The sequence below is a fragment of the Rohdeia mirabilis genome (genome assembly GCA_007750655.1).
In the GTDB taxonomy this organism is placed as follows: domain Bacteria; phylum Planctomycetota; class UBA1135; order UBA1135.
Genome location: CP036290.1, coordinates 2,408,377 through 2,434,704, shown reverse-complemented (window position 1 = coordinate 2,434,704; position 26,328 = coordinate 2,408,377). Strand labels below are relative to the sequence as shown.

22 protein-coding genes are annotated in these 26,328 nt (G+C 70.4%); 8 read left to right on the top strand and 14 right to left on the bottom strand.

Annotated features, from left to right (window positions below; genetic code table 11):
• Positions 1-182: 182 nt before the first annotated feature.
• The gene (gene pruA / locus Pla163_RS09060) at positions 183-1,808 is read left to right on the top strand and encodes an L-glutamate gamma-semialdehyde dehydrogenase (RefSeq protein ID WP_145186829.1); all 1,626 of its coding nucleotides are present in this window, start codon (positions 183-185) and stop codon (positions 1,806-1,808) included.
• A gap of 135 nt (positions 1,809-1,943) precedes the next feature.
• Here pruA and phnE read toward each other — a convergent pair whose 3' ends face one another.
• Genes phnE through Pla163_RS09040 form a run of 4 tightly spaced genes read right to left on the bottom strand, consistent with a single transcriptional unit; the run spans position 1,944 to position 5,804 of the window.
• Complete coding sequence (gene phnE, locus Pla163_RS09055; protein ID WP_419186485.1) at positions 1,944-3,092, bottom strand: phosphonate ABC transporter, permease protein PhnE; 1,149 nt, start codon at positions 3,090-3,092, stop codon at positions 1,944-1,946.
• Positions 3,092-3,856 carry a phosphonate ABC transporter ATP-binding protein gene (gene phnC / locus Pla163_RS09050; RefSeq protein WP_145186825.1) on the bottom strand — a complete coding sequence of 255 codons (765 nt, stop codon included), beginning with the start codon at positions 3,854-3,856 and terminating at the stop codon, positions 3,092-3,094. The genes phnE and phnC overlap by 1 nt, the downstream gene beginning before the upstream one ends.
• A 17-nt stretch (positions 3,857-3,873) precedes the next feature.
• The gene (locus Pla163_RS09045) at positions 3,874-4,920 is read right to left on the bottom strand and encodes a phosphate/phosphite/phosphonate ABC transporter substrate-binding protein (RefSeq protein WP_145186822.1); all 1,047 of its coding nucleotides are present in this window, start codon (positions 4,918-4,920) and stop codon (positions 3,874-3,876) included.
• 14 nt (positions 4,921-4,934) lie between these two features.
• Positions 4,935-5,804, bottom strand: coding sequence for an HAD family hydrolase (locus Pla163_RS09040; protein ID WP_145186819.1), 870 nt, complete (start codon positions 5,802-5,804; stop codon positions 4,935-4,937).
• A 236-nt stretch (positions 5,805-6,040) separates the two neighbouring features.
• Here Pla163_RS09040 and nadA point away from each other — a divergent pair, with 236 nt between their 5' ends.
• The gene (gene nadA / locus Pla163_RS09035; RefSeq protein ID WP_145186816.1) at positions 6,041-7,378 is read left to right on the top strand and encodes a quinolinate synthase NadA; all 1,338 of its coding nucleotides are present in this window, start codon (positions 6,041-6,043) and stop codon (positions 7,376-7,378) included.
• A gap of 24 nt (positions 7,379-7,402) precedes the next feature.
• Here the strand turns inward: nadA and Pla163_RS09030 are convergent, their stop codons facing one another.
• Together Pla163_RS09030 and Pla163_RS09025 are read right to left on the bottom strand one after the other, a co-directional pair.
• The gene (locus Pla163_RS09030) at positions 7,403-7,942 is read right to left on the bottom strand and encodes a dTDP-4-dehydrorhamnose 3,5-epimerase family protein (protein WP_419186484.1); all 540 of its coding nucleotides are present in this window, start codon (positions 7,940-7,942) and stop codon (positions 7,403-7,405) included.
• A gap of 70 nt (positions 7,943-8,012) precedes the next feature.
• Complete coding sequence (locus Pla163_RS09025) at positions 8,013-8,723, bottom strand: hypothetical protein (protein WP_145186810.1); 711 nt, start codon at positions 8,721-8,723, stop codon at positions 8,013-8,015.
• A gap of 831 nt (positions 8,724-9,554) precedes the next feature.
• Between Pla163_RS09025 and Pla163_RS09020 the strand changes: the two genes are divergently transcribed.
• Complete coding sequence (locus Pla163_RS09020; protein WP_419186483.1) at positions 9,555-11,045, top strand: vWA domain-containing protein; 1,491 nt, start codon at positions 9,555-9,557, stop codon at positions 11,043-11,045.
• 155 nt (positions 11,046-11,200) lie between these two features.
• Here the strand turns inward: Pla163_RS09020 and Pla163_RS09015 are convergent, their stop codons facing one another.
• The 7 genes from Pla163_RS09015 to Pla163_RS08990 form a co-directional block, all read right to left on the bottom strand.
• Positions 11,201-12,136 carry a glycosyltransferase family 2 protein gene (locus Pla163_RS09015; protein WP_145186804.1) on the bottom strand — a complete coding sequence of 312 codons (936 nt, stop codon included), beginning with the start codon at positions 12,134-12,136 and terminating at the stop codon, positions 11,201-11,203.
• Entirely contained in the window at positions 12,136-13,509 is a 1,374-nt protein-coding gene (xseA, locus tag Pla163_RS09010) for an exodeoxyribonuclease VII large subunit (protein WP_419186482.1), read from the bottom strand. Before xseA ends, Pla163_RS09015 begins: the two co-directional genes overlap by 1 nt.
• Positions 13,510-13,574: 65 nt before the next feature.
• The gene (locus Pla163_RS18955; protein WP_419186481.1) at positions 13,575-14,984 is read right to left on the bottom strand and encodes a hypothetical protein; all 1,410 of its coding nucleotides are present in this window, start codon (positions 14,982-14,984) and stop codon (positions 13,575-13,577) included.
• Positions 14,984-15,586, bottom strand: a complete 603-nt coding sequence (locus tag Pla163_RS09005) for a hypothetical protein (protein WP_145186799.1) — start codon at positions 15,584-15,586, stop codon at positions 14,984-14,986. The genes Pla163_RS18955 and Pla163_RS09005 overlap by 1 nt, the downstream gene beginning before the upstream one ends.
• A gap of 156 nt (positions 15,587-15,742) precedes the next feature.
• Positions 15,743-16,579 (bottom strand): HEAT repeat domain-containing protein, encoded by an 837-nt coding sequence (locus tag Pla163_RS09000; RefSeq protein WP_145186796.1) that lies wholly within the window; start codon positions 16,577-16,579, stop codon positions 15,743-15,745.
• 459 nt (positions 16,580-17,038) lie between these two features.
• Positions 17,039-17,872, bottom strand: a complete 834-nt coding sequence (locus Pla163_RS08995; RefSeq protein ID WP_145186793.1) for an aminotransferase class IV — start codon at positions 17,870-17,872, stop codon at positions 17,039-17,041.
• Complete coding sequence (locus Pla163_RS08990; protein ID WP_419186510.1) at positions 17,869-19,332, bottom strand: anthranilate synthase component I family protein; 1,464 nt, start codon at positions 19,330-19,332, stop codon at positions 17,869-17,871. Before Pla163_RS08990 ends, Pla163_RS08995 begins: the two co-directional genes overlap by 4 nt.
• Before the next feature lie 212 nt (positions 19,333-19,544).
• Between Pla163_RS08990 and Pla163_RS08985 the strand changes: the two genes are divergently transcribed.
• From Pla163_RS08985 to Pla163_RS08975, 3 genes are all read left to right on the top strand, one after another.
• Positions 19,545-20,885: an MFS transporter gene (locus tag Pla163_RS08985; RefSeq protein WP_145186788.1), complete on the top strand. Its 1,341-nt coding sequence runs from the start codon at positions 19,545-19,547 to the stop codon at positions 20,883-20,885.
• A 128-nt stretch (positions 20,886-21,013) separates the two neighbouring features.
• Positions 21,014-21,439 carry a hypothetical protein gene (locus Pla163_RS08980; RefSeq protein ID WP_145186785.1) on the top strand — a complete coding sequence of 142 codons (426 nt, stop codon included), beginning with the start codon at positions 21,014-21,016 and terminating at the stop codon, positions 21,437-21,439.
• Positions 21,440-21,563: 124 nt separating this feature from the next.
• A complete protein-coding gene (locus Pla163_RS08975; RefSeq protein ID WP_419186480.1) occupies positions 21,564-22,499 on the top strand; it encodes a tyrosine recombinase XerC in 936 nt (311 codons plus the stop codon).
• A 27-nt stretch (positions 22,500-22,526) separates the two neighbouring features.
• Here the strand turns inward: Pla163_RS08975 and Pla163_RS08970 are convergent, their stop codons facing one another.
• Positions 22,527-23,747 (bottom strand): hypothetical protein, encoded by a 1,221-nt coding sequence (locus Pla163_RS08970; protein ID WP_419186479.1) that lies wholly within the window; start codon positions 23,745-23,747, stop codon positions 22,527-22,529.
• A 265-nt stretch (positions 23,748-24,012) separates the two neighbouring features.
• Here Pla163_RS08970 and Pla163_RS08965 point away from each other — a divergent pair, with 265 nt between their 5' ends.
• Together Pla163_RS08965 and Pla163_RS08960 are read left to right on the top strand one after the other, a co-directional pair.
• Positions 24,013-25,029, top strand: a complete 1,017-nt coding sequence (locus Pla163_RS08965; RefSeq protein WP_145186779.1) for a succinylglutamate desuccinylase/aspartoacylase family protein — start codon at positions 24,013-24,015, stop codon at positions 25,027-25,029.
• A 60-nt stretch (positions 25,030-25,089) separates the two neighbouring features.
• Entirely contained in the window at positions 25,090-26,298 is a 1,209-nt protein-coding gene (locus Pla163_RS08960; RefSeq protein ID WP_145186776.1) for a RimK family alpha-L-glutamate ligase, read from the top strand.
• Positions 26,299-26,328: the final 30 nt, after the last annotated feature.

Genomic DNA, 26,328 nt, shown 5'->3' with positions numbered 1-26,328 from the left:
AATCGCGAGCGCCGCTGGCTACTCTCCCGACTCGCCGTCCGACGGCCCCTGGCACCGTTTCGACCGGTCCGAAGGGGCTCCGGCCGACGCCGCCCCCGCCTCCCGCCGCCGCTTCCGAGCCACAGCGGAGGCCCCGCCCACCGAGATCCGGCGCCCCGCGCCACCACGACGAGCCCCTCGAGATGACCCACGGCGAGTTCCGCGTCCCCGTCCCCGTCAACGAACCCGTCCGCGCCTACGCCCCCGGCTCGAAGGAGCGCGCCAGCATCGAGGCCGAGCTCGATCGCCAGGCCTCGGAGGTCGTGGAGATCCCGGTCCTGGTGGGTGGCGAGGAGGTCCGCACCGGTGACACCTTCGACGTGGTGATGCCCCACGACCACGGGCACGTGCTCGCGAAGGTGCACAAGGCCGGTCCGACGGAGGTCGCGCGCGCCATCGAAGCCGCGCAGACCGCCAAGTACGCCTGGCAGGCTCTGCCCTTCGAAGCGCGGGCGGGCGTCCTGCTCAAGTCGGCCGAACTCCTGGCCGGACCGTGGCGCGATCGCATCAACGCCTCGACGATGCTGTGCCAGAGCAAGACCGTCCACCAGGCCGAGATCGACGCCGCCTGCGAACTGATCGACTTCTGGCGCTTCAACTGCCAGTACGCCGAGGCCATCCACGCCGAACAACCGATCTCGTCACCGGGCTGCTGGAACCGCGTCGAGCACCGGCCGCTCGACGGCTTCGTGTTCGCGATCACGCCCTTCAACTTCACGTCGATCGCGGCCAACCTGCCGAGCGCGCCCGCGCTGATGGGCAACACGACGCTGTGGAAGCCGTCCGAGACCGCCACGCTCTCGAACTGGTACACGCTCCAGCTGATGCGCGAGGCGGGACTGCCCGACGGCGTCATCAATTTCCTGCCCGGTGACGGCCCGACGATCGGCGGCGCGGTGCTCGCGGATCCGCGCCTGTCCGGGCTGCACTTCACGGGCTCGACGCCGACGTTCCGCCACCTGTGGCGCCAGATCGGCGAGAACCTCGCGAACTACAAGGCCTATCCGCGCATCGTCGGTGAGACCGGCGGCAAGGACTTCGTCTTCGCCCACGCCAGCGCGGACGTGGAGTCGCTCGTCGTGGCGCTCCTGCGCGGTGCGTTCGAGTACCAGGGCCAGAAGTGCTCGGCCGCGAGCCGTGCCTACGTCCCGAAGAGCCTGTGGCCGACCGTCAAGGCGCGTCTGGCCGAGGAGACCGCGAAGCTCCGCATGGGCGATCCGCGCGACTTCAGGAACTTCCTCGGAGCGGTCATCGACGCGCGCGCCTTCGCCAAGCACAAGGACGCGATCGACGCCGCGCGCTCGGCGAAGGACGCGCGCATCGTGATCGGCGGCGAGTACGACGACTCGCGCGGCTACTTCGTGTCCCCGACCGTGATCGAAGCCGACTCGCCCGACTACGACACGATGCTGCGCGAGCTGTTCGGGCCGATCCTGACGGTCCACCCGTACGCGGACGATTCGTTCGAGGTGGCCCTCGAGCACTGCTGCAACGGTTCCGAGTTCGCTCTGACCGGGGCCATCTTCGCCCGCGACCGCGCCATCGTCTCGGGCCTGACGGAGCGCCTGCGCTACGCCGCCGGCAACTTCTACGTCAACGACAAGCCGACCGGCGCCGTGGTCGGGCAACAGCCCTTCGGCGGCACGCGCGCGTCGGGCACCAACGACAAGGCCGGCTCGCGCCTCAACCTCGAGCGCTGGGTCAGCCAACGCACGATCAAGGAGACCTTCGATCCGCCGAAGGACTGGCGCTACCCGTTCCTGGGCTAGGGCCGTTCCTGGGCTAGGGCCGTTCCTGGGCTAGGGCCGTTCCTGGGCTAGGGCCGTTCCTGGGCTCGGGACCGAAGGAGCGTCGACGCGGACGCGCGGAGCGACGGAGTCGTCGTTCCGCGCGCCCGCTGCCGTTCAGGCGATCGCTTCGCGCACCTTGGCGCTGGCGTAGTCCAGCGCCCAGACCACGGCCGTGATGACGACCACGATCATCCCGACCTCGCCGTACTTGGCGAGTCCGAGGTACTGCATCAGCAACTCACCCACGCCGCCGCCGCCGACCAGGCCGATGATCGTGGCCATGCGGACGTTGATGTCCCAGCGATAGATCGTGAAGCCCAGGTACGGCAGCACGATCTGGGGGACCACGGCGTACCAGACCATCTGGACCCGGTTCGCTCCGGTGGCCTCGATCGCCTCCACGGGGCCCGCGTCGATGCTCTCCACCTGCTCGGAGTAGAGCTTCACGAGCGACGCGACCGAGTGGACCAACAGGGCGAGCATGCCGGCGAAGGGCCCGAAGCTCACCCAGACGGTGAAGATGATCGCCCACAGCACCGGTTCGATCGAACGCATCAGGTTCGTCGAGAAGCGCACCGCACCGTAGACGGCGAGCGAGCGACGGTTGCCGCTCATCAGGTTCTTGGCGCCGAAGAAGCTCAAGAGGAACGCGATCGGCACGGCGACCACCGTGGCCACGAGCGCGATGTAGATGGTCTCGATCATCTTCTCGAGAACCAACGGGAGGATCCCGAACTCCGGCCTGAACAGCGCCCCGAAGATGCGGCCCGCGCCGGCGAGTCCCTCCGAACTGAACAGGCTGACCAGGTCGATCTCGGTGATCTTCCATCCGAGGGCGACGGTCTCGGCGAGGATCGCGAGCACGAGGATCCCGTGCACCGTCCTCCACCAGCCGCCCTCCGGACGCGGCGCGTCCGCCTTGAGCAGCGGGTGCGTCGACCAGGTGATCATCCGGCCGGGCGAGAGTCGCGAGCGGCTCCAGAGCAAGGCCAGGACCAGGGCCACGGCCGCCAGGACCAGGTGCCCGCTGCTCCCGATCGACTCCGGTCGCTCCCAGGGCGGCGCCGGCCCGTTGAAGGTCCAGCGGGCCCAGAAGAGCCCGCCACCGACCGCGTACCAGACGAGCAGGAAGTCGAGGAGCACGGCACGGACCCGGGCCCCGCGCGCGGCGCGCTCGATGCGCGCTGCGAAGGTGACGGCCGTGGTCGGCCGGTCGGAAGCCCCGGCGGCGGGCTTCGTCGTCTCGGTCTCGGATTCCTTCATCACTCGATCCCGACCTCGCGGGCCTGTTCGCCGTAGATGCGCTTGAACCAGTCCTCGTCGATCTCCTCGGGGCGGCCCTCGAACGCGAGTTCACCTCCCTTGAGCGCGATCACGCGCGTGGTGTACCGGCGCACCAGGCTGAGGAAGTGCAGGTTGCACAGGATGGTCTGACCGAGTTCCTTGTTGGCGCGCTCGAGGTGGTCCATCACCGAGTGCGAGGTGGCCGGGTCGAGGCTGGCAACGGGCTCGTCCGCCAGCAACAGATCGGGCCCCTGCATGAGCGAGCGTGCGATGGCGACACGCTGCTGTTGACCGCCGGACAGCTCGGACGCGCGCACGCGGGCGCGATCGGCGAGACCCACGATCTCGAGGCACTGCATGGCCTTCGCGCGGTCCTCGGCGCTGAATGACCCCAGCACGCTCGCGATGGTGCCCTGCCGCGCGAGGCTGCCGGTCAGCACGTTGACCAGTACGCTCTTGCGCTTCACCAGGTTGAAGTGCTGGAAGACCATCCCGATGCGGCGCCGCTCCGCGCGTAGGGACGGGACGTCGAGCGCGGTCACGTCGATCCCGTCGAGGATCACGCGCCCGCTCGAGGGCTCGACCAGTCGGTTCACACAGCGCAGCAAGGTCGACTTGCCCGAGCCGGACAGGCCGATGACGCCGAGGAACTCCCCGCGCTCGACCGTGAAACTGACGTTGTCGAGAGCGACCACGCCGTTGTCGTAGACCTTCGTGAGGCCTTCCACCTTCAGGAATCCCATGGGTCCTCACCCGCGCGTCAACGCAGGAGCTCTTCCTCCAGATCGGTGCCCTCGGCGCGCAGCTCCACCATGAGCTCACCCACCATCTCGCGGATCCCCGCGTACTCCTCCATCCCCACCTGTGCGAGGCCAGAGACGTTGTACATGGCCTCGAGCGTCCGCCGCCCCTCGTCCGTCGAAGCGAAGTCGATCAGCGCGGCCGCCACGGCCGCCTTGATCCGCGCCGAGCGCTCGGGGTCGGGATCGAGCGAGCCGCGCACGCACCAGGGGTCGTTCGGTACGTCCTCGGTGAAGGCCACGATCTTCACGACCTCCTCGACGTCCGGGTACTGGGTCTTGACGCGCGAGCGCGCGTCCCGGATCTCGGTGACCTCGACACCGTCCACGACGCGCGTCATGGGCGGGCTGTAGTAGGTCGCTCCAGCGTCGGCCGTGCCCTGGTAGACCATCGAGACGACGCTGTCGTGCTTGCCGGCGAAACTCGTGTTGCCAAGTCGTACGCCGGCGCTCTCGAAGAGACGGCGCGGCAGCATGAAGCCCGCCGAGGAGGCGGGGTCCGTGTAGGCGAACGTCTTGCCGTTCAGGTCCTCGACGCTGTCGATGCCGCTGTCCGCGCGCGCGATGATCTGACCCTTGTAGCTGCGCTCGTCGTCGCCGCGCACGACCGTCAGCAGCGGTTCGATGTCGTAGCCGCGCTCGTCCTTCGCGAGCACGAAGCCGAACGAGTTGAGCGCCGCGAAGTCCGCGCGCTGGGTCCCGAAGGCCTCCACGATGGCCACGTAGTTCATCGGGATGCGCGCGCGCACGTAGAACCCGGTGTCCTGGCCGTAGAGCTCCTGTGAGACGAAGCGTGAGACGTGCTCGGCGATCGCGTCCGCGTTGCCGGCCAGCTCCTGGGCGTCCATCGACGGCACGAAGTACATCCGGAAGGGTCGCGCCTCGGACCCGATCGTCAGGTCGCCGCAGCCTGTCGAACAGCAGAGGACGGCCGCGGCCAGGACGCGGAGCGACCAGTGCGCGAGTCGGGCACCGGGGCCCGCGCCGATGGAGTTCGTGTCGTGCACGGTGGCTCTCGGGGTCAGCCTCGACCGAGGCGTTCGCGCACGACCCCGACCAGGTCGCTGAGGCGGGCGGCGACGCTGTCCACGCGGCCCTCGACGCCGTGCCCGGCGACCCACGGGGTCGGGCGGCACGGCGGCCGGTGGACGAGGAAGCGCGGCGCGGCGGGCTCGCCTCGAGACCGCATGTGGAACGGGAGCGCGAGGTCCAACGAGTACACGTCCCCGACGATCAGGTCCGGGCGCTCCTCCTCGATGATCGAGCGGTAGTGGGGTCGGTTGACGTCGACGACACGGCCGCCCACGTCGATCGACTCGGGCGCGTCGCCGAGCGCCCACTTGCGGGCTCCGCCGCGCACGCGAACCCGCGCGGAACCGTCCGTCGCGGCCGCGATCCCCGCGTCGGCGAACAGGCGCACCAACTTCTCGGTGTCGGAGTTGGACACCACGACCAGATCGACGCCGAGTTCCTCGAGCGCCTTCAGCGTGGCGCCGGCGTCGGGCAGCAGCTCGCCGACCCCCGGTCGCGCGCCGAGCCGGCGGAAGCTCTGGTCCGCGAGCTCCATGAACGTCGGCCCGCCGCGCGACTCGTGAGCACCGCGATAGGGGGCGGAGACCTCGCAGGCGCCCCGAGCGAGGTAGCTCGCGATCCCGCTCACGGCGAGGAACGCGTCCTCGTCGCAGTAGGCCGTGATGCGGTCGCCCGGGATCCAGCCGTGGTCGACGGCCGACTCCAGCGCGCGCTCGCGACAGTGGACGAGATCGGCGCGCACGCGCTCGACGTCGAAACCCGTGAGGGACGCGAGGTCGTCGGCGAGGCCGTGCTCGACCGCGACCGCCTCGTGGGTGGGGTCGGTCCAGACGCCGTCGAAGTCGGAGAGGATCTTCACGTGGTGCAGGAGTGGCGGTCGATCCCGCGGTGAGCGTTCGCGCCGGTGGGCCGTCGAGTCGGCACCGCGCGAAGCGCGTCGCACCGACCTTCCGAGCCGCGCGCGAACGCACGACCGCCGGGACGCGGGCGGCGCATGGTACGCATGAGCACGGCCCGGGGCGAGCCGCCCCCCCTTGAAGTGCGAGCGGATCCCCCCCACCATCCTGCTCCGGCGCTCCGTCGCCGACGATCACCATGAGCGACCTCGAACACGCGCCCCACACCCCGTCCGGGTCCGGCGCGCGCATCACGTTGGAGCCCGCGCTCCCGATCTGCCAGACCGCGCTCCCGCTGGACTGGTACCAGGAGCCGTTCAAGCCGTACGCCGAGGAGTTCCTCGCGCTCGAGCGCCGCGACGCCGCGACGGTCCTGGCCTGGATGGACCCCTACATGGCCCGCGCCCGGGACCACTTCGGCGACGAGCTGTTGCTGCTCGCCCACTTCTACATGGGCGGTGAGATCGTCAAGTTGATCGAGCACTACGGAGGCGCGATCTCCGACTCGTACGCCCTGGCGCTCCAGGCTCGCAACAACCCGGACAAGCGGGTCATCGTCGAATCGGCCGTGCACTTCATGGCCGAGTCGATCGCGATCCTGGCGCACGACCACCAGTCGGTCTGGATCACGAACCCGAAGGCCGGCTGCACGATGGAGATGCTGGCCAAGGACTACATGGTCCTGCCCGTCGCCGACCAGTTGATCGAGCGCTACGGCGACGACTTGACGGTCATCGCCTACATGAACACCTCGGGGCGACTGAAGGCCCTGAGCGGAAGGACGAAGGGCGCGTCGTGCACGAGTTCGAACGCACACCTGGTGATGGACTGGGCGCTCTCCACCGGCAAGCGTGTGCTGTTCGTTCCCGACCAGCACCTGGGCCGCAACACGGCGGTGAAGCTCGGACTGACCGAGTCCGATCTGCGCGTGCTCCCCGACCCCGCCCGCGGTGCGATCGACCTGTCGGGCCGGTGGGACGATCTGGATCGCGCGCGCGTGCTGCTGTGGGGCTCGGCCTGCGGCGTCCACACGATCTTCAGCGCCGAGATGGTGCGCTGGTGGCAGGCGCGCGACTACCGCGTCCTCGTCCACCCCGAGAGTCCGCTCGAAGCCGTCCAGGCCGCCGACGGCTCGGGCAGCACGAACTACCTGTGGTCGGCGATCGAGGACGCGCCCGCGGGCTCGAAGCTCGCGATCGGCACCGAGGGACACTTCGTGCGCAACGCCCGCGACCAAGCAGCCGCGCGCGGCGTCGAGGTCGTGCACCTGGCGGAGATCCCCGAAGCCGGACTCGGCATCGGCGGTTGTGGTTGCGCGACGATGAGCCGCAACGACCCGCCGCACCTGGTCGGACTGCTGGACCTCTTGGTGCGCGGTGAGGCGCCCGACATCAACCGCGTCCTCGCCGGCGACTCGGTCGACGAACTCTCGATGCGTCGCGACCGACTCGACGGTGCGGAGCGGAAGGACCTGATCGCGGACGCGCGCTACAGTCTCGAGAAGATGATCGAGATCGTCGAGTCGAGCACCGACTGACGGCGCGCGGCCGGACGACCCGACTCAGGCGCGTTCCGTCTCCCAGACCTCGGCGCCGAAGTGGTCCCAGGGCAGGCGCCCCTCGTCGCAGTGCTCGTCGACGCTGAACTGGACGTCGACGAAGTAGATGATCGACATCGGTCGCGCCGGCATGAGGTTGCGCACACCGTGGGCCACGCCGGGCGGGATGCGAACGAGTCGCGAGCGCATGTCGCCGAGCACGATCCGGCGCACTTCACCGCGCGTCGGCGAGTCGGCCCGCACGTCGCCGACGACCAACAGCCCCTTGTCGGACGGCGGCACGTACCAGACGTCCGTCTGCCGCTTGTGCAGGTGGAAGGCCTTGATCGCCAGCGGCTCCATCACGGAGTAGTTCATCTGGCGCGCCTCGAAGCCCGGCAGGCCCTGCACCTTGCCCGCGTCGAGGCGAGCGAGCTCCGTCATCGCTCCGCCGTCGTCGTTGAAGCGCGCGAGGTCGACGATCTCGAGCCCTTCGATCTGGGCCCGGGGCGAGTAGTCCTGGACGGAGTAGGCGGCTTGGGCGCTGGGATCGAACGAGGGCATGGTGGTGGGTCTGTCGTCGGTCGTGCGGCCTGCGGGCCACGAGTCGCGGTGGCGCGGGGCGCCCGGGGCATCATCGGCCCTTGACGCGGCACGCGTACACCGCATCCCCCACCAAACCCGACAGACGCCCCACGTCGGGCACGGTCAGATCCAGTCCGAACCGCGCGCAACGCTCCTCGACGAGCGGCAACTCCTCGCGCGTCGTGCACAGGAGCGCCGGTGGACGCAGGGGCGCCAGGGCCCGATCGAGCAGCGCGTCGATGCGTTCGCGCTCGGGTCCGAGACGGCCCGGACGCTCGCCTTCGAGCTCGTAGAGCGCATGGTTGTGGGCGGGGAAGTGGTCCGGATCGGTGGCGACGCTGACGAACCACAGGTGGTCGACCGCGTCCGCTCCGCGCGCGCTCCAACCACCCCCGGCGCCGATCGGCTTCGTCGACCACCGCGGGCGCAGGCCCTCGAGTTCCACGCCGGCGAGCGCCGCGTTGAGGAGCCCGGCCTCGCGCGCATCGGCCGTGTGGACGGCGACCTTGCGCTCGAGGACCGCGGCCTCGAAGAGGATCGGGACGAGCTCCGCCACACCGGCTCCGACGTACAGGCTCGTCCCTCCCTGGCGCAGCGCTTCGCCGAGGTCCGAAGCGAAGTGCAGACCGGTCTCGCGCAGGGTCTCGATCTGCTCGCTCCCGAAGAAGTCGCCCGCGTCGCCCTCGCAGTACGACGCGCCGAGCGCGGACCAGTCGAGCGCTTCCTCGACCGTCGTCAGCGCACGCGCGAAGCGTTCCACCCCGGCCGTCACGTCGTCCACCTCGCGCCGGGCGCCGTTCGACCGTCGTGCTGTTCCATGGCGCGCGATCCTACGCGGAGTCGGGGGTCGACCTTGCCGCTCGTCGCCGCCGTTCCTCGCCGGGATGACGTTCGAGGACCGCGTGGCGGCCGCGGGAGGTCGATCGGCTGCGGCGGCGCTCGCTTCCGGCTCACGAACGGCTGATGGCGAGCGTCGCGTCGCTGCGAACGCGGCCGGAGGACGGACCGTGCCCGAGCGCCTCCGACAGAAGCTGGGGCGGCGCCGGCGCGCCCTTCGACGTCGGGGGCGAGGACGGGCTCGATCGTGGCCCCCGCCCTTCCCGACCAACGCGGGACGGCCCGTCCGCGACGATCTGCCGACGGCCCTGGTGGCGCCGCGACGCTCGTCCGACGCCCCCTCGCGGGCACCTCCCGACCGCGATCGCGAACACGATCGCGAAGGCCCTTCCGAGGCCCGCCCCCAGCGCGCCTGGACCGCTGGATCCGCGCTCGGGAGGCAGCCCCCCTTCCCGAGCCCCACCGCCACCCGTCCGGGACCTGCGGGAGCCCGCAGATCGCGGCGCGCTACTGTCGTCGTCGACTCCTTGCAAGCCGCGTCGGCGCCGCACTTTGGAGGCACGCGACCCGCCCCCTCCACCGCTCCCCAATGGCATCAGGGCACTTCCCCTGCACCAGCTGCGTCCCTCGGGGTGCTATTCTTGTCCGCAGCTCGACGTTCCGAGTCTCGGAGCTCGATCGAGCCACCTCGCGGCGGATTCCTTGCCGCGTCCGCCTGTTCCCAGAGAGCCGTGCACGGCTCGCGCCTGACACCATGATTACGAACAACTACCCCCTTCTGCGCCGCGCCGGTCTCGCCAGCGCCGCGCTCATGACTCTGGGGTCCGTCGGTCTGGCCCAGAACCCGGCCTCCGGAGACACTCAGATCTCCGGCCAGACGGTGACCTCCACCATCAACTGCAACGCCGACTTCGCCGACGAAGGGGACACCGAGTTCCTCGTCAGCGTCGACGGGAAGATCACGCCGCCCCTGCAGCAGGCCGAGTTCAACGTCTGCGTCGTGCTCGACATCTCGACGACGATGGGCGCCGCCGACCTGGACCTCTCGGGTGGAGCGATCCCCCCCGGCGACCTCAACGGCGACGGCCAGGCCAACCAGCGCATCGACGCGGCCATCGCCGCCCTCCAGGCGCTCGTCGGTCAGCTCGCGGGTGAGCCCAACGTCGACCTCTCCCTGGTCGCCTTCGCCAAGGACGCGGCGATCCTGGACCTCGGCCCGGGTGCCGGCCAGCAGACCTGGCTCTCCGACCTGACCACCGACGCCAACACGAACGGCATCGCGGACCTCCAGGAGGTCATCACCTCGCTCGACACGGGCGGACTCTCGACCCAGAACGTCGGCCTGTTCACTGCCTACAACTGGGAGCCGGGTACCGACTACACCGAGGCGCTGACCCGCGCGAACGAGGCCATCGCCCTCCAGCCGGCCGGTGAGAACAACATCATCATCTTCATCTCGGACGGTCTTCCGAACCAGCCCCCGGCGTTCGACGCCCCGGGTGGTCCGGTCTTCGTCGCCGCCGCGGCGGGAACGGTGATCAACACCTTCGGTATCGAAGGCCAGGGCTTCACCGACATCTGCGCGCCGGGTACCCCGCTGCGCTTCATCGCCGACACCACCGGCGGCCAGTGCCTCGCGGCGAACCCCGAGGACCTTGCCGACGCCATCGGTGGCATCAGCCTCTCGGTCGACATCGACCGCATCGAGCTGTGCGTCAACGGCAACCTCGTTGCCACCCAGGACGGTCCGGGCCTCGACGACATGGGCTGCAAGGTCCTCTCGCTCGGTGACACCAACATCCTGCCGAACATGGTGCTGGGCCAGAACCTCGTCGAAGGCAAGGTCTACGGAACGGACGGCACGATCGTCACGGCCAGCAAGTTCGTCGACAAGACGACCTGCACCCTGATGCTCGGCCTTCACCCGGTCAGCCTCATGGTCGATGGCATCGACCGCCTGTACGTCGACCCGATCCTCACGTTCAACGTGACGGAAGCCTCGATCCCGACCTTCACGATCCCGAACATGCCCCAGATCGTGGGCCTCGAGTTCTACATGCAGGTCGGCATGCACAACGGCCCGATGTTCCCCAACAACCCCGTCCAGATGTCGAACGGCATCAAAGTGGTCATCGGTCAGGGCTGGAACGTCTACGGCAGCGCGACGGGCATCTGGCACTGGGTCGATGGCAGCATCAACCCGGGCGGCAGCTTCCTGCCCCGCTTCGACGTCCTCGCGATGTGATCGGACGTCGGTCCGCTAGCGGACCGACACCTCCATCGACGAAGACTGAACGAGCGGCCCGCCCTCCTTCACCGGAGGGCGGGCCGCTCGCGTTGTCGGGCCTCGAGCACACGCCGAACGGCCTCCGATCGGTCCGCCGTTCGAGCCTCGCGTCCCTACCAGAGGGGGCTCGCCCCGGCGCGCAGGTACGCCGCCGTCACCCGGCGTCCACGCAGTCCGTGCCAGTGCCCGAGCGCTTTGGCCAACGCTCCGCGCCAGCGCCCGTCGAACGAGCCGACCAGCACAAGCAACGGGATCGGCACGACGTCGAAGAGCACGAAACCCACCCAGCGCACGGGCGTGCCGTAGCGCCGCAGGAACCAGATGGCGTTGACCCCCATCATGTACTTGCGCCGCGGGTTGTAGCCCCCGCCCGTGGCCCCGTGGGCCTCGTGGCGCACGACTGCCGAACCGATCAGCCGAACGCGACGGCCGCGCGCTGCGACCCGCAGGCACAGATCCACGTCCTCGTGGTACGCGAACAGATCGGCGTCGAGCAGTCCCGTCCGGCGCAGGTCGTCCGCGCGCACGAGCAGAGCGCAGCCGGGAACGTAGTCCACGTCGCGGTTCGAGCGGTGCAACGCCGTCGCCGGCCGTCCATGTCCCACCAGCGTCGACAGGTTCTGGCGCCAGGTCATCGCACCGCCCGCGGCCCAGACCGTCGTGCCCTGCGTGCCTGCCAGGACCAGCGGGCCACAGATCGCCACCTCGGGCTCCTCGACGAGGCACGCCACGAGACGCTCGAGGCAGCCGGGCTCGAGCCAGGCGTCGTTGTTCAACAGGAAGACGGCCTGGGCGCCCGCCCCGAGTGCGAGTTCCATGCCCTGGTTGGCGGCCGCACCGAAGCCGAGGTTCTGGGTGTTCGTCACGCGCACCAGGTCCGGCCAACGTTCGTCCACCAGCTCGGTCGAGCCGTCGCTGGACGCGTTGTCGACGAAGACGACGTGCTGCGGATCGACGCCTTCGTCGAGCACGCTCGCGATCGAGCGCAGGTTGCCCGCACCGCCGTCGAAGTTGACGATCACCACCCAGATCCCATCGATGTGGAGCATCAGTCGGACCCGGCTCCCCCGCCCGCGGCGCGCTGAGCGTCCGAGTCGTCCGTCTCGACCGACGTGACCCTCGAGTGGACACGTCCCTGGGCGAGCCGCGTGACGATGTGGTCCTCGGGTTCCAGTTCGTTCGCGTGGTGCACCGCTCGCCCGTCCTTGAGCGTGACCGAGTAGCCGCGCGCGAGGACGACCAGCGGCGACAGCGCCTCGAGAGTCGCCGCACCGACCGCGACGCGCCGATCCGCCCCCGCGAGCACGGTTCCGAGCGCGCTCTTCAGCCTCTCGCGCAACGCACGCGCCCGCTCGGCTCGCAGGGCCAGCCGCGCCGAAGGAGCGCGTTGGGCGAGGGTCTCGCGCAGTCGACCGAGACGACGCTCAGCGCTGGCCAACGGAGTGAGCACCTGCCGCTCGAGCTTTCCGAACAGGTGCTCGAGTCGGTCGCGGCGCCGCTCCAAGAGGCGCTCCGGGCGCGACAGGACCTGGGAGCGGCGCACCGATTCGAGTCGGCGCGCGCGAACCGAGAGCTGGTCCTCCAGCGCACGTCCGAGGTGGGCGAACGAACGCTGGATGCGCTCGTCGAGGAGCGCCCGATCCGGGATCACCAACGCGGCCGCGTCCGTCGGAGTGTGGGCGCGCGCATCGGCGACGAAGTCACTGAGCGTCGTGTCCGTCTCGTGCCCCACCGCGCTGACGACGGGCACCGGGCACTCCCAGATCGCGCGGGCGACGGGTTCCTCGTTGAAGGCCCACAGGTCCTCGAGCGAGCCCCCACCGCGCCCGACGACGATCACGTCCACGCCGGTCGCCGCCAGGTCGCCGATCGCTCGCGCGATCTCCTCCGCGGCTCCCGGTCCCTGCACCTTCGCGTGGCACAGCCGCACGGGAAAGCCCGGCCAGCGCAGCGAACGCGTGCGCAGGAAGTCGCGCAGGGCCGCGCCGTCGCGACTGGTGACGACGCCGATCGTGCGCGGAATGGCCGGCAGGGCGCGGCGGCGCTCGAACCAGCCACGCGCGGCGAGCTCGCGCTTCAGCAGCTCGAACCGCGCCAGGAGCTCGCCCTCTCCGCACGGCGTGACCTTCTGGACGACGAAGCTGTAGCTGCCGCGCGGAGCGTAGACGTCGAGCTTGCCGTGGGCACGTACGCGCATTCCGGCGGCGAGCGTGGGCGGAAAGGCGCGCGCGACCTGCGAGCGCCATGCGACACACGCCAGCGTCGCGCCCTCGTCCTTGAGATCGAAGTACACGTGGCCCGACGCGGCGCGCTTCGGAGGTCCGAGCTCGCCCTCGACGACGAGGGGGCCGAGGTCCGCGAGGCAGCCGGCGATCCGCCGCGTCAAGGCGGCGACCGTCAGCGCCGCAGGCTCGGTCGGCACCGATTCGGTCGGACCGGAGTCGGCGACCGCGTCCCACAGGCTCGGCGTTTCTCGACGGCGCGGCGTCACAGGCCTTCGGCTCCCGGGTCCTCGACCGGACCTTCCTCCCGCGGTCGATCGGGCGGCTCCGTCGGCGCCTCTTCCGCGGTCTCCTCCGACTCGAAGATCGGCAGGTGTGCCGCGCGATAGCGATCGCAGACCGACCCCACCAGGACGATGCTGCGCGTCCCGGCTGCGAACGGAGTGCGGTTGCCGTCCCCGGCCACCACGAGTCCGTCGCGGAGGACGAGTCGCACGTGATCGCCGTGCATCTCGATCCGCATCCCGTCGGCGATGAGACGGCGCTCCTCGGACCCGTCGTCGGAACCGATGCTGATCTCCACGTCGCGCAACTCGTCGCCGACCACGCCCCCGAGCCACGTCAGCCGGTGGGTACGGCCACGATCGGACTCGGACAGGAGGCGGTTGAGCGTCAGCATCAGCGCTGGACGTGACCAGCGGCCATCGTCGATCCGCCTCTCGATCAGCGCCGGATCGAAGAGCGGACCGCAATCCTCGAGGAAGGGCTTCGGATCCACGTGCCGCAGCGGGATGCGGTACACGCCGTTCGTGAACGGGATCGCCTCGCGACCGACCTGGTGGACGCCGCCGGTGAGCACGATCGTCACGCTGTGGCCGCTGCGACTGGCTTCGAGGTGCATCCACTCGGCGCGCAAGCTGCCGCTCAGGACCCCGCGGTGATCCAGGAGGCGCACCACGACGGGCCCGGTGCCGAAGGTCCGCGGCGACGCGCTCTCGATCGGAGCGGCGTCGATCGGGACCTCACTCGAACCGTCCTGTGAAGCCGCGTCCCCATCCGTCCCGTCGGCGCGCTCGTCGCCGGTGTCCTCGCCGGCGTCGGCGACGACCGCCGTTCCCACGAGCCGCTCGCGATCGGCGGCGAGAACTCCGGCATCGAAGATCTCGAATCCGTCGTAGCCCTCGACGACGAGACGCGCGTTCAACGCCTGGCGCACCTGATCCGCCTTGGCGCGCGCGCTCGCGATCGAGCGCGCGACCTCGGCCCTCCGTGCCTCCTTCTCGCGGCGCTCGTCCACGGTCTCGAGTCCGAGCGCGCGCGCCAGATCGGCGGCGGGATCGTCCGCGAGTCGCAGGCGCGAGAGCTGTCCTTGGAAGTCACGCCAGGCGAGCTCCCGTTCGAGCCGGTCCTGACCCTGGCGTTCGAGTTCGGCCAGCAGCGCGCCCGCGCGGGCACGCTCGGTCATGAGCCGAAGGCGCAGGCGGGCATTCTCCGCACGCAGGCGTCCGAGCTCCTCGTGGGAAGCGGCCTCCGCACCGGGCGACACGGGCGTGGAGCCATCGTCGCCACCGAGGTCTGCGCTCGCGAAGAGTCCCGCGAGCGCGCTGAGAAGAACACCCAGGATCCACTGGCGCGTCGCGGACCACCCGTCGCGCCCATCGCGAGAGACCGACATCAGCGACGGCGCGCGACGCTCGCGGGCAACTCGGCCTCGTGCAGTTCGAGCGTCGTCAGTGCGCACTCGATCGTTCGGCTCTCGATTCCCGAGCCCGACGGCGCCAGGACCTCGAGACCACCGACGCGCGGCGAACCGTGCGGCTCCCGCCCCCACAGCACCAGTTGGACGGTGCAGCCGGCCTCGAGCGTCGCCTGCGCGTCCGACCGCAGCAACGTGGCCAACGGGCCCGTCGCCCCGGTCGTGAGCGCGCGGCTCACCACGCCTTCGCGGTCGATCACGCGGACGCCTTCCAGGGCGACCTCGACGGCTGCGCCGGAGAGCGGAGCGCCGGTCCGCTCGAGGGTCACCTCCAGGCGCCACGGCTCGGCAGGACCCAGCTCGAGCCGCTGGGCGAGGCGCGCCGCGTCGAACGCCTGGCGCCGCGGATCGGGCTGCAGCGGTGAGAGCCGCAGCGCGAGGCGCGCACCACCGTCGAGGGCCAACGACCCGCTCCAGGCAGCCAACTCGGCCTGGGGCACGGCGATGGGTGCGAGCGCTGGGGCTCGCACGGCCCGGCGGCGCTCGGTCACGAACAACCCGATCGCGAGCGCGCTCAACACCGGCAGGACCAAAGCGGCCGGCCCCAACCCGGAGAAGGGTCGAGGCCGGTCCAGATGCTCGTCACGAGCTCCGCCCCTTCGGGCGGCGGTGGGGCGTTCCGGCTCGGTGGTCACGCGTTCACGATCTCAGGTTCCGGGCCGAAGGACGCGCGCGGATCAGGCGTCGTCCCACTTCTCGCGCTTGTTGTCGTTCCACCAGGCCTGCCAGGCGCGGAAGTCCTCTTCCTCGTGGCCGGTCAGGGCGCGCAGCGACGACATCGTGGGCGAGGCCAGCGCGCCGTACTCCTTGGAGGCTTCCTCGTTGTCCTCGGTGCTGCCACCCGTCGTGCCGCTGTAGTCCCCTTCGTCCTCGACCAGGTCGGACAGCGGGACGATCTTCTTCAGGAGCGCCTCGACGATCTCCTTCCGGACCTTCTCCTTCGCGTCGGTGTAGGAGCCGAGGGCCTGGGCCGCGGCGCCCTCGACGGCGAAGTTCTTGTGGTCCAGCATCTTGAGCAGGACCTTGACCCCCTTGGGGTGCTGGGTGCGGCCGAGCGACAGGATCGCTTCGCGCTGGGCCTTCATCTTGCCTTCGAGCGCCTTGTGGTCGACGAGCTTGAGCAGCAATTCGCCGCCTTCCTCGCCGAACGCTCCCATCGCCAGCGCCGCGTGGGACTGCAGCTTCTGATCGGGCACGTCCTCCGCCAGGTCGTCGCGCTTGACGGTCAGACACTCGGCGACCGCCTCGGCGATGTCCTTGCGGTCCTTGGGGCCGCTCTCCTCGAACTCGACCGACAGTTCGTCGATCACACCCAGGGCTTCGTCGTCCTCGTCCCCACGAGCCTTCAGGTGTTCCTCCAGCTGTTCGATCAGCTGGGCGACCTCGGCGCGCTTGTCGGGCTTCTCCTCCTCCTCGTCGTCCTGCACGAGGACGGTCGAAGGGGCGGCGAGCGGCACGGCGGCGTAGGCCGGTGCGGGCAGCAGGACGATGGCGGTCAGGAGCAGATGCTTCATGGTTGGTGTCGGGATGAGGACGGAGGCGGATCGGGCGCGGTCGTGGGATCGACCGACGCGGAGCCGTCGCTCCGATGGGGTGGATGAGCCCGGAGGCTTCGGTGCGCACCCCGAAGGGGCGCACGCGCGCACGGGCTCGTTGGACGGTGTGGTGTGTTCGTGGGGGGCGCTCGCGGCGGGCCGTGGACCAGGATCGGCAGGTCGAGGGAGTCGGCAGCAGGTCGCGCCTGGTGGGCCCCAGGATCGGACCCGCCACCCGGCGCCGCGAGTACCGTACGAGCGGCGCGATCGGGCGTGCCGTGGAGACTGTAGTTCCTCGTCCGGGCGGGGTTCGAGGATTCGATCCCGCCGAGGCGCCAGGGTGGACTCCCCGACCTCGACTTGGCTCGGAACACGGTGCCTTGGGGCGGAACCCGGGCCCTGGCTCGGAACCCGGTGCCCTGGCTCGGAACCTAGGCCCTAGCCCGGAACCCGGACCCCGAGCCGCGCCCGCAGCCTGATCGCTACGGACCCCTCGGCACCCGGCAGCTCCCGCTTGGGCCCCTGGGGGCCGGCGAAGAGCCTGCGCGCGCCCCGGCATCCTATCAGGGAGCTCGTCAAGAGCACCTCGCGGGCGTCGGACAGGTGCGAGACCAGCAATCGCCCTTCCTGGACCTCCCCGGCGTCCACCAGGATCTGCCGCACCACCCCCGGGAGGACCCCATGCTCGAGCGGCGGTGTGCGAACCAGACCGTCGCGACCGACCACCACAAGGTTCGCGCAGGTCGCCTCGAGCACGGCGCCGTCACGTCCGACGAGCAGGGCGTCCCAGGCGCCCCGCTGCCGGGCCCGCTCGCGCAGGAGCGTGCGAGCGAGACGGCCCGTGTGCTTGTGTCCGTCGAAGCCGGACGGAGCAGCCCACGTCCCGTCGTCCACCACGAGGTCGAGACCCTCGGCCGGAGGTTCTGGCAGTGCTCGCAGTCCGAGCAGCACCGTGTCCGGGCCCCCGGGTGGACCGGGTGACCGCACGAGGCGCAGCGCTCCGGAGTCGACACCGCAGGCCGCGAGCAGACCTTCGATGCCCCCGCGCACGGCTGCGGCCGGCGTGCGCGCCCAGCCGAGTTCGGCCTCGGAACGGTTCAGGCGTTCGAGGTGCTGTTCGAAGAGCAGCGCGCTCCCCCCGACCACGGCGAACGTCTCGAGCAGTGCCGCCCCACCGGTGACGGCGGGATCGCGGGGATCGATGCGCGCTTCGTCCACGGCCACGACCTGGCCGCCGAGCACGACCCAACGTTCGCGCGGGTCCGCGCTCATCGGTCCGCTCCTCGCTCCTTCGCGATCGCGCCGCCAGCGTCACCCCTCGACTCCTTCACCTCGGCGTCCCTGTGGTCCGACTCGAGCGCGCGCACCAACCCCTCCGCCTTCGCCAGGGTCTCCTCGTCCTCGGCCCACGGGTCGGAGCGCCAGGTGATCCCGCCGCCAACGCGGAACGACACCTCGTGCAGGTCCGCTTCGATCGGCCGCGTGAGAAGGGTGCGGATCAGGATGTTGAAGCACGCCGCGCCGTCCGTGCCGATCCAACCCAGCGAGCCGGTGAACGGACCGCGTCCCTCGCCTTCGAGCACGGCGATCGCATCCATCGCCGCCAGCTTGGGCGCGCCCGTGATCGACCCTCCGGGGAAGAGCGCGGCCAGGACGTCGAACGCGTCGACGTCCGGTCGCACCGTCGCCTCGATGGTTCCGACCAGATGGTGCACGTGCGAGAACGTCTCGACCGCGACGGCCTCGGGCACCGACACGCCGCCCGCGGTCGCGACGCGGCCGAGATCGTTCCGCACCAGATCGACGATCATCGCCAGTTCGGCGCGATCCTTGGCACTCGCGAGCAGCGCGCGTGCGGCACGTTCGTCGGCCTCGGGCTCGAGCGCGCGCTTGCACGTGCCCTTGATCGGACGACTGCGGGCGACGCGGCCGTCGAACTCGAACAACAGCTCGGGCGACGACGACAGGATCGCCCCACCCGGATGGGACATGTAGCCCATGTACGGCGCCGGATTCGTCCGCGTCAACGCCTCGTAGAGCTCGTGCGGAGGACGGCGCACCTGCGTGGTGAAGCGGTGCGAGAGATTGGCCTGGTAGTAGGAACCGTCGGCGATCTGCGTGCGCGCGCGCTCGACGTTCGCGCGGAAGCGTTCGGCGGAGGTGCGGCGCTCGAGCGGGTCGACGGGCGCGTCGCACGCCGGTTCGGAGCGCGCGGCTCCGTGACCCTCGCGAGCCCGTTCGATGCACGCGAGCAGCTCCGCCCTTCGAGCGTCGGAACGCCGCTCGTCGTCTCCCTCGCGCAGGATCAACTCGGCCGTCCCTGCGACGAGGTCCCAGTGCACGAGGTCGGTGTAGAGCCCGCCGACGATCGGCGGCCACCCCCAGGGATCCGGCGGCAGGTCGAGCGCCTCTCCGTGCGGCCCCAGGTCGTAGGCGAGCACACCGGCGAAGCCCCCGAGGAACGGCCCTGCGGGATCGTCGCCGACGAGTTCCAACGCGCGGACCGCCGAACGCAGCGCGTCCAGGTCCCGCACTCCGTCGAGCACGCGCACGGGATCGAAGCACAGCCAGGCGTGGCGAGCCGGCCGGCCGGAAGAACCGGCGAACAGGATCGGCCGTCGTTCGTCACCGACCTGTCGCAGCAGCGCCTCGGGACGCGGCGGATCGACGATCTCCGTGCGGCGACGTCGAACGGTCGCGGACCCATCAAGATGCGTTCCCGTGAGTTGCATGTCGGACACGCGCTCCATCCTGGCGCGCGCGGCACCGAACCGGAAGGCCTCGGTGCCGCCACCCCGTCGCTCCGTTCGACGAACGCAGCACGGCCCGAGACTCCGCCGACCCGCTCGCCGCCACCAGGAACCTCCCGTCCTGCTGCGTGCACCCAGGTTCGAAAGTCGGGAGGGCGAGCGGTCGCACCTGGCGTGCCGGGTACAACCTCGCCATGTCGAATGCGAAGTCGCGGGTGATGGGTCCGGTGTTCCTGACGGTGCTCCTGGACCTGATCGGGTTCTCCGTCCTGTTCCCCCTCTTTCCCGAGCTCCTCGAGCACTACCTCGACAAGGAAGGTCCGGGCAGCGCCATCGGAGAGCTCCATGCCCAGCTCGTCCAGGTGGTCGGCGACCGCGCCGGAGCGGACTTCGCGGTCACCGCGCTGTTCGGCGGTGTCCTGGGGTCCGCCTACTCGCTCCTTCAGTTCCTGTTCGCGCCGCTGTGGGGAGGGCTCTCGGACCGCGTCGGTCGTCGCCCGGTCCTGCTCGTGACGTTGGCGGGAACGATGCTGGCCTACGGTCTGTGGTTCGTCGCGGGCAGCTTCGCCCTACTCGTGATCTCGCGCCTGGTCGCGGGCGTCATGGCTGGCAACATCGCTACGGCATCGGCGGTCGTCGCCGACGTCTATCCGCCGCGGGAGCGCTCGCGCGGCATGGCGGCGGTCGGCGCCGCGATCGGACTGGGCTTCGTGCTCGGCCCGGCGCTCGGCGCCCTGTCCTACGCCTACGTCGACGTCCTCGCCTTCCGCCCGCTGTGGGAGCAGTACGGCGTCAACCCCTTCTCGTCGGCCGCCGCCGTCAGCCTCGCGCTCGCACTCGTCAACTGGCTGCTCGTCGCGTTCCGACTCCCGGAGACCTTGGACCGCAGCACGCCGCGTGAGCGCGCCGGCGCCTTCGACTTCCTGAAGGCCGCGAAGCTCGGCGTCCCCGGCATCGCTCGCACCCACGTGATCTACCTGGTCTACATGATCCTGTTCTCCGCCATGGAGTTCACGCTCGTGTTCCTGACCACCGACCGACTCGGGTACGGACCGGGCGACAACGCCACGATGTTCGTGTTCATCGGACTGATGATCGCGTTCGTCCAGGGCGGCGTCGTACGCCGCATGGCGCCGCGCGTCGGCGAGCGCCGCATGGGCTCGCTCGGACTCGCCCTCCTGATCCCGGGCTTCTGTCTGGTCGGATTCGTACCCGGCATCGGCTCGAGCGGCGCGGGCGTCCAGCTCTACGTCGGACTCGCCCTCCTGGCGAGCGGCAGCGCGATGGTCATGCCCTGCCTGTCCGCCCTGGTGTCGCGCTACGCCCACGCGAACCGGCAGGGGCTCGCCCAGGGCACGTTCCGCTCGATGGGGTCGCTGGCCCGGGCGATCGGCCCTTTCCTCGGCGGCCTGGCCTACTGGAGTCTGTCCAGCAGCGCGCCGTACGTCGTCGGTGCGCTCGCGATGCTGCTGCCCCTCGGTCTCATGGCCCGTCTGCCCGCACCGCCGGTGATCGACGAGCCCGCCACCGAGTGAGGGTCCGGGCGGACCACTGGGGGCCGCGGGATCGATCGAGCCCGCCTCGCGAGCGCTGGGTGCGCACCTGAGTCTCGGCGGCGGCCCACAGGTCAAGCTTCGACCCGAAAGGGCCGATAGCGACCCCCATGAAGCGCGCTGCACTGCACACCTCGTTCGCCGGCCTCGTCGGAGCCGCCGTCCTGGCCTCGCTGGCCCCCTTCGAGATCCGCGGAGCCCAGGACGACGCTCCCACCGAGCTCGAGCCGCGGGTCGAGGCCCTCGAGGCCAAGCTCGAGTCCATGGTCCAGTCCGTCGAGCATCTGACCCAGAAGAACGCGCAGCTCGAGCGCTTCTTCGCCGCCCAGTCGCGCCAGGCCAGCGCCCTGCGCACGAGCCTCGCCGACGCCGAGAAGAACGGCTTCACGGCCGGGATCAACCCGAAGTCGCGCGAGGTCCTGCTCGCCGGATTCCGCGGCTACGTCGACGGACTCGAAGCCGCGCTGCCGGCCACCAAGTCGGAGAAGACCGACGCGCCCGCCAAGAAGGACGAGAAGGCTCCGAGCGCGCGCTGAGTCGGTCCGACTCCGCCCACCCAGGACGCCGCGGGACCCGATCCCGCCCCAGGGCTCGGACGTGCGCATCGCGCGCGCCGAGCCCGCGCCCGTTCACGAGCGCCTTCGGGACTACAGTCGGCCCGTGAGCGACGCCGCCCCCATCGATCTGGCCGCCGCTCCGGCGCCGTTCGTGCGCTGGATCGAGCGCTACCTGGCGCACCGCGTCGGAACGCGCGGAGGCTCGGAGCACACCCAGCGCGCCTACCGGGCCGACTTGCTCGAACTCGCGGTCACGCTGGGCGCGATCGGGGTCGACGAACCCGAGCGCACGACACCGCGCCACCTGCGCCGCTATCTGGCGGCACTCGACGAACGCGGACTCGCACGCACCAGCATCCAACGCAAGCTGTCGTCGGTCCGCGGCTTCTACCGCCATCTCGTCCGCGAAGGAGCGCTCGAGGTCCACCCGGCCACGGGGCTGCGCAGTGCGCGCCGCGGTCGCCCGTTGCCGAGCGGCCTGTCGGAGGGCGAGATCGAGAGCCTCCTGTTCGCCCCCGACGTCTCGACGCCGAGTGGTCGGCGCGACCGCGCGTTGCTCGAAGTCATGTACTCGGCCGGGACGCGTGCCGCCGAGACCGTCGGACTCGAGCGGTTGGACGTCGACTTCGAACAGATGCTCGTTCGCGTCCTCGGCAAGGGCCGCAAGGAACGGCTGGCACCGCTCGGAAGCCACGCGGTGCGCGCCCTCGCCGCGTACCTCGACGACCCCGAGCGACCGCGCCCCCTGCCGGGTCACGAGTCGGCGGTCTTCCTCAACAGCCGCGGTGGTCGACTCACGACGCGCTCGCTGCAGCGCATCGTCTCGGGGCTCGCGCTGCGAGCTGGGATCCGGCGCCACGCGACGCCGCACACGCTGCGGCACTCCTTCGCGACGCACCTGCTCGATCGCGGTGCGGACCTGCGCTCGGTGCAGGAACTGCTCGGACACGCGCACCTGGTCACGACGCAGATCTACACGCACGTCAGCAACGAACACCTGCGCGAGGCCTACGAACGGGCCCACCCGCGCGCGCACTGAATCCGACGCCGCGGGTTCCTCGTCGCGTCATCGGCCGGGCGCTCCCAGCAGCACGCTCGAGAGCTCGTAGACGGACGTGCCGTACACGGCGAGTGCGCCGTTGAGCGCGCCGACCGCCGTCGCCAGGACGAAGGTGGCGCGCCAGGCCACGGTCCGTCGCTCGGAGAGGGCGACGATCGCGAGCGCGTAGAGCGCCGGGTAGATCGGCGCGAGCTGCCGCGTGAGGACGGGCGTCGTGCCGAGCCAACCGGTGGCCGCGATCGCCGCTCCACCCACGGCGAACCACAGCACGAGGGGCCGGACGCTCGCGCACGAAGATCGCTGCCCGATCGCGAGCGCCGCCGCGGTCCACAGCACGAGCGGCTGCACGGCGGGAACGAGCCACAGGTAGGTCGCGGGCGAACGGCCGAACCCTTCGGCCATCAGGGCGTCGCGGGCGAGAACCTCAGCGTCCGGTGCGATCCACGTCGGCAGGAGCGCGCCGGTCGCGGACCAGAACACGATCGACCAGCCCCCCACCAGCGCGGTCGCCGGGAGCAGCAGCGCCGCGAGGTCGCCGCCCCGACGTGCGCGCTCACCGTCGTCGCGCAGCAGCCGTTCGGCCACCACCGGGAGGAGGACGACGAGTCCGGTCAACTTCGCCAGCCCGGCGCAGCCGCACAGGACCCCTGCCAGGACGAACCGCCGCCGCGACGTCGCTCCGAACGCGACTGCGACCGCGAGCGCCGCGAGCGCCATCGAGACCGAGTCGATCCAAAGGAAGCGCGACGCGAACCACCCGAACGGGTCGAACACGCAGGCGGCGCTCGCCGACGCGCACAGAATCGACCCGAGGGGACGCCGACGGTTCTCCGCGGCGAGCCGCAGGCCGAGGTGCACCGTGGCGGCCGCGAACAGCGCGTGTGCGATCCAGGTGATCCAGATGGCCGAGGACGGCGGATAGGGTCCGGCGTCACCGACCGCCCAGGGACCGAGCAGCGCCGCGAAGAGCGGCGGGTGGTGGAACAGCCCGTGGTCGTACATGGCCGCGGGCAGGCGCTCGAGCATCAGCGTTCCGCGCAGCGAATAGACCCCGTCCTGCCACAGCCGCTGAGCCAGCTGCCAGTAGATGACCTCGTCCGGCTCGCGGTGCCCGAACCCGAGCTGCGGCAGCTTGACGAGGAGCGCGAGCACGAACGCCAGCGCGGCGGCGACCCGGGTCGCGCGGCCGTTCCGCTGGTCCGTCGTCCCTCTCGTGCTCGGTTCCATGGTGCGGGTAGGTGCCCGTCGAGCAGTCTCGCCCGCTGCCACGAGCGTTGCAACGCACGCCCGGCCCGGACCGGGCCGATCCGGCACCCGCGCGCCCGACCGCAAGGGTGCGACGACGGTCCGCTCCCTAGCAGGCACGATCAGTTGACGGGCGCGGACGCGCACGGAGTAGAGTCCGGCCGGAAGAGCGCAGCCCCTGGCGCCCGTCCACCGGTCCGCACGCTCCGCAGGACGCGCGCCGTCCCCCAGAACGCATCGCAGTCGCTTGAACACCGATCCCCTGATCATCGCCGGAGAGGAGGTGAAGCCCGGCACACGGGCCACCATCCAGATTCCCGTCGCGCGGCGCTACACGGCCGGCGACGTCGCACTGCCGGTCCGCGTCGTGCACGGTCGCAAGCCCGGCCCGCGCCTGTTCGTGAGCGCGGCGGTCCACGGGGACGAGATCAACGGCGTCGAGATCATTCGCCGGCTCCTGCGACAGAGCGTCCTCAAGCAGATGCGCGGCGCCCTGATCGCCGTCCCGATCGTGAACGTCTACGGCTTCATCGCCCAGACGCGCTACCTGCCCGATCGCCGCGACCTCAACCGCTGCTTCCCCGGCTCATCGAAGGGCTCGCTCGGCGCTCGCCTCGCGAACACGTTCCTGCAAGAAGTCGTCGAGAAGGCCACTCACGGCATCGACCTGCACACCGGCTCGATGCACCGTTCGAACCTCCCCCAACTCCGCGCGAGTCTCGCGGAACCTGGCGTCGAGGAACTCGCGCGCAGTTTCGGAGCACCGGTCATCATCGACGCCGAGCTGCGCCCGGGCTCGTTGCGTCAGGCGGTCAGCGTCCTGGGGGTTCCGATCATCGTGTACGAAGCCGGAGAGGCCCTGCGCTTCGACGAGCTCGCCATCAAGGCCGGACTGCGCGGCGTGCTCTCGGTCATGCGCAGCCTCGACATGCTGCCGGCCTCGAAGTCGCAGAGGCGGCCCGTCGAGCCGTTCGTCGCGCACGGCAGCACCTGGATCCGCGCGCCCGAGAGCGGGATCCTCGTCTCGCAGCTCACGGTCGGCGCACGGATCGAGAAGGGCCAACGCCTGGGCGCGGTGTCCGACCCGCTCGGTACCGAGGAGACCCAGGTCGTCGCCCCCACGTCCGGCGTGCTCATCGGTCGCACGAACCTGCCATTGGTCAACGAAGGGGACGCGCTCTTCCACGTCGCCGTCTTCGAGAAGCTCGACACCGCCGCCGATGAAGTCGACTACTTCCAGGGCGTGCACGATCCGCCCACCTGAGCACCGCACTCGTCCTCGACCACACCCGCCGCCCGAATCGTCACCACGCCGGCCAGACCGATGAAGATCGCGATCATTTCCCGCAGCCCGAACTGCTACAGCACCCGACGCCTCAAGGAAGCGGCGCTGGCTCGGGGGCACCACGTCCGCGTGCTCAACACGCTGCGCTTCTCCATCGACCTCGACAAGGGCAGCCCGGACCTCTACTACAAGGGCAAGAGCCTATCGAGCTACGACGTGGTGATCCCGCGGATCGGCGCCTCCATCACCTACTTCGGCACCGCGGTGGTCCGCCAGTTCGAGCAGATGGACGTCTTCTGCATGAACGGAGCCAACGGGATCACGAACTCGCGCGACAAGCTGCGGTCCCTGCAGATCCTGTCGAAGCACGACATCGGGATCCCCGCCACGGAGTTCGTGAAGAATCGCAGCGACGTGCTACCGGCGATCGAGCGCATCGGCGGCGCTCCGGTCATCATCAAGCTGCTCGAAGGGACGCAGGGCGTGGGCGTCATCCTGGCGGACAACAACAAGGTCGCCGAAGCGATCATCGAAACGCTGCAGAGCACCAAGCAGAACGTGCTCATCCAGAAGTTCGTGGCCGAGAGCCGAGGCAAGGACATTCGTGCCTTCGTGGTCGGCGACCGCGTCGTCGGTGCCATGCGCCGCGTGGCCCAAGGCTCCGAGTTCCGCAGCAACGTCCACCGCGGCGGACGCACCGAGGTCGTCGAGCTGGAACCGGCCTACGAGGAAGCCGCCGTTCGGGCCGCACAGATCATGAACCTCCAGGTCGCAGGCGTGGACATGCTCGAGAGCTCGACCGGACCGCAGATCATGGAGGTCAACTCGTCGCCCGGCCTCGAGGGGATCGAAGGCGCCACCAACATCGACATCGCGGGCGCGATCATGGACTACGCCCAGGAGCACGTCCGCTTCCCCGAGCTGGACATCCGTCAACGCCTCACCGTCAGCAAGGGCTACGGCGTCAGCGAGCTCCACATCCCCGAGGGCTCGTCCTTCGTGGGCATGGCGATCGAGGCCACGGACCTGCGCGAGAAGGACATCGTGGTTCTCGCGCTGCACCGTGGACGGACGACCATCCCCAACCCCCGGGGCGCGCGCGTGCTCGAGGGCGGCGACCGTTTGCTCTGCTTCGGCAAGCGCGAGTCGATGAAGGACCTGCTCCCCGAACGCCGCCGCCGCATCAAGAAGGGCAGCAAGCTCAAGACCCTGGACACGCAGGTTCCGTCCGCGCAGTCGCACGACTGACCACCCTGGAACCGACCGCCAACGATCGGG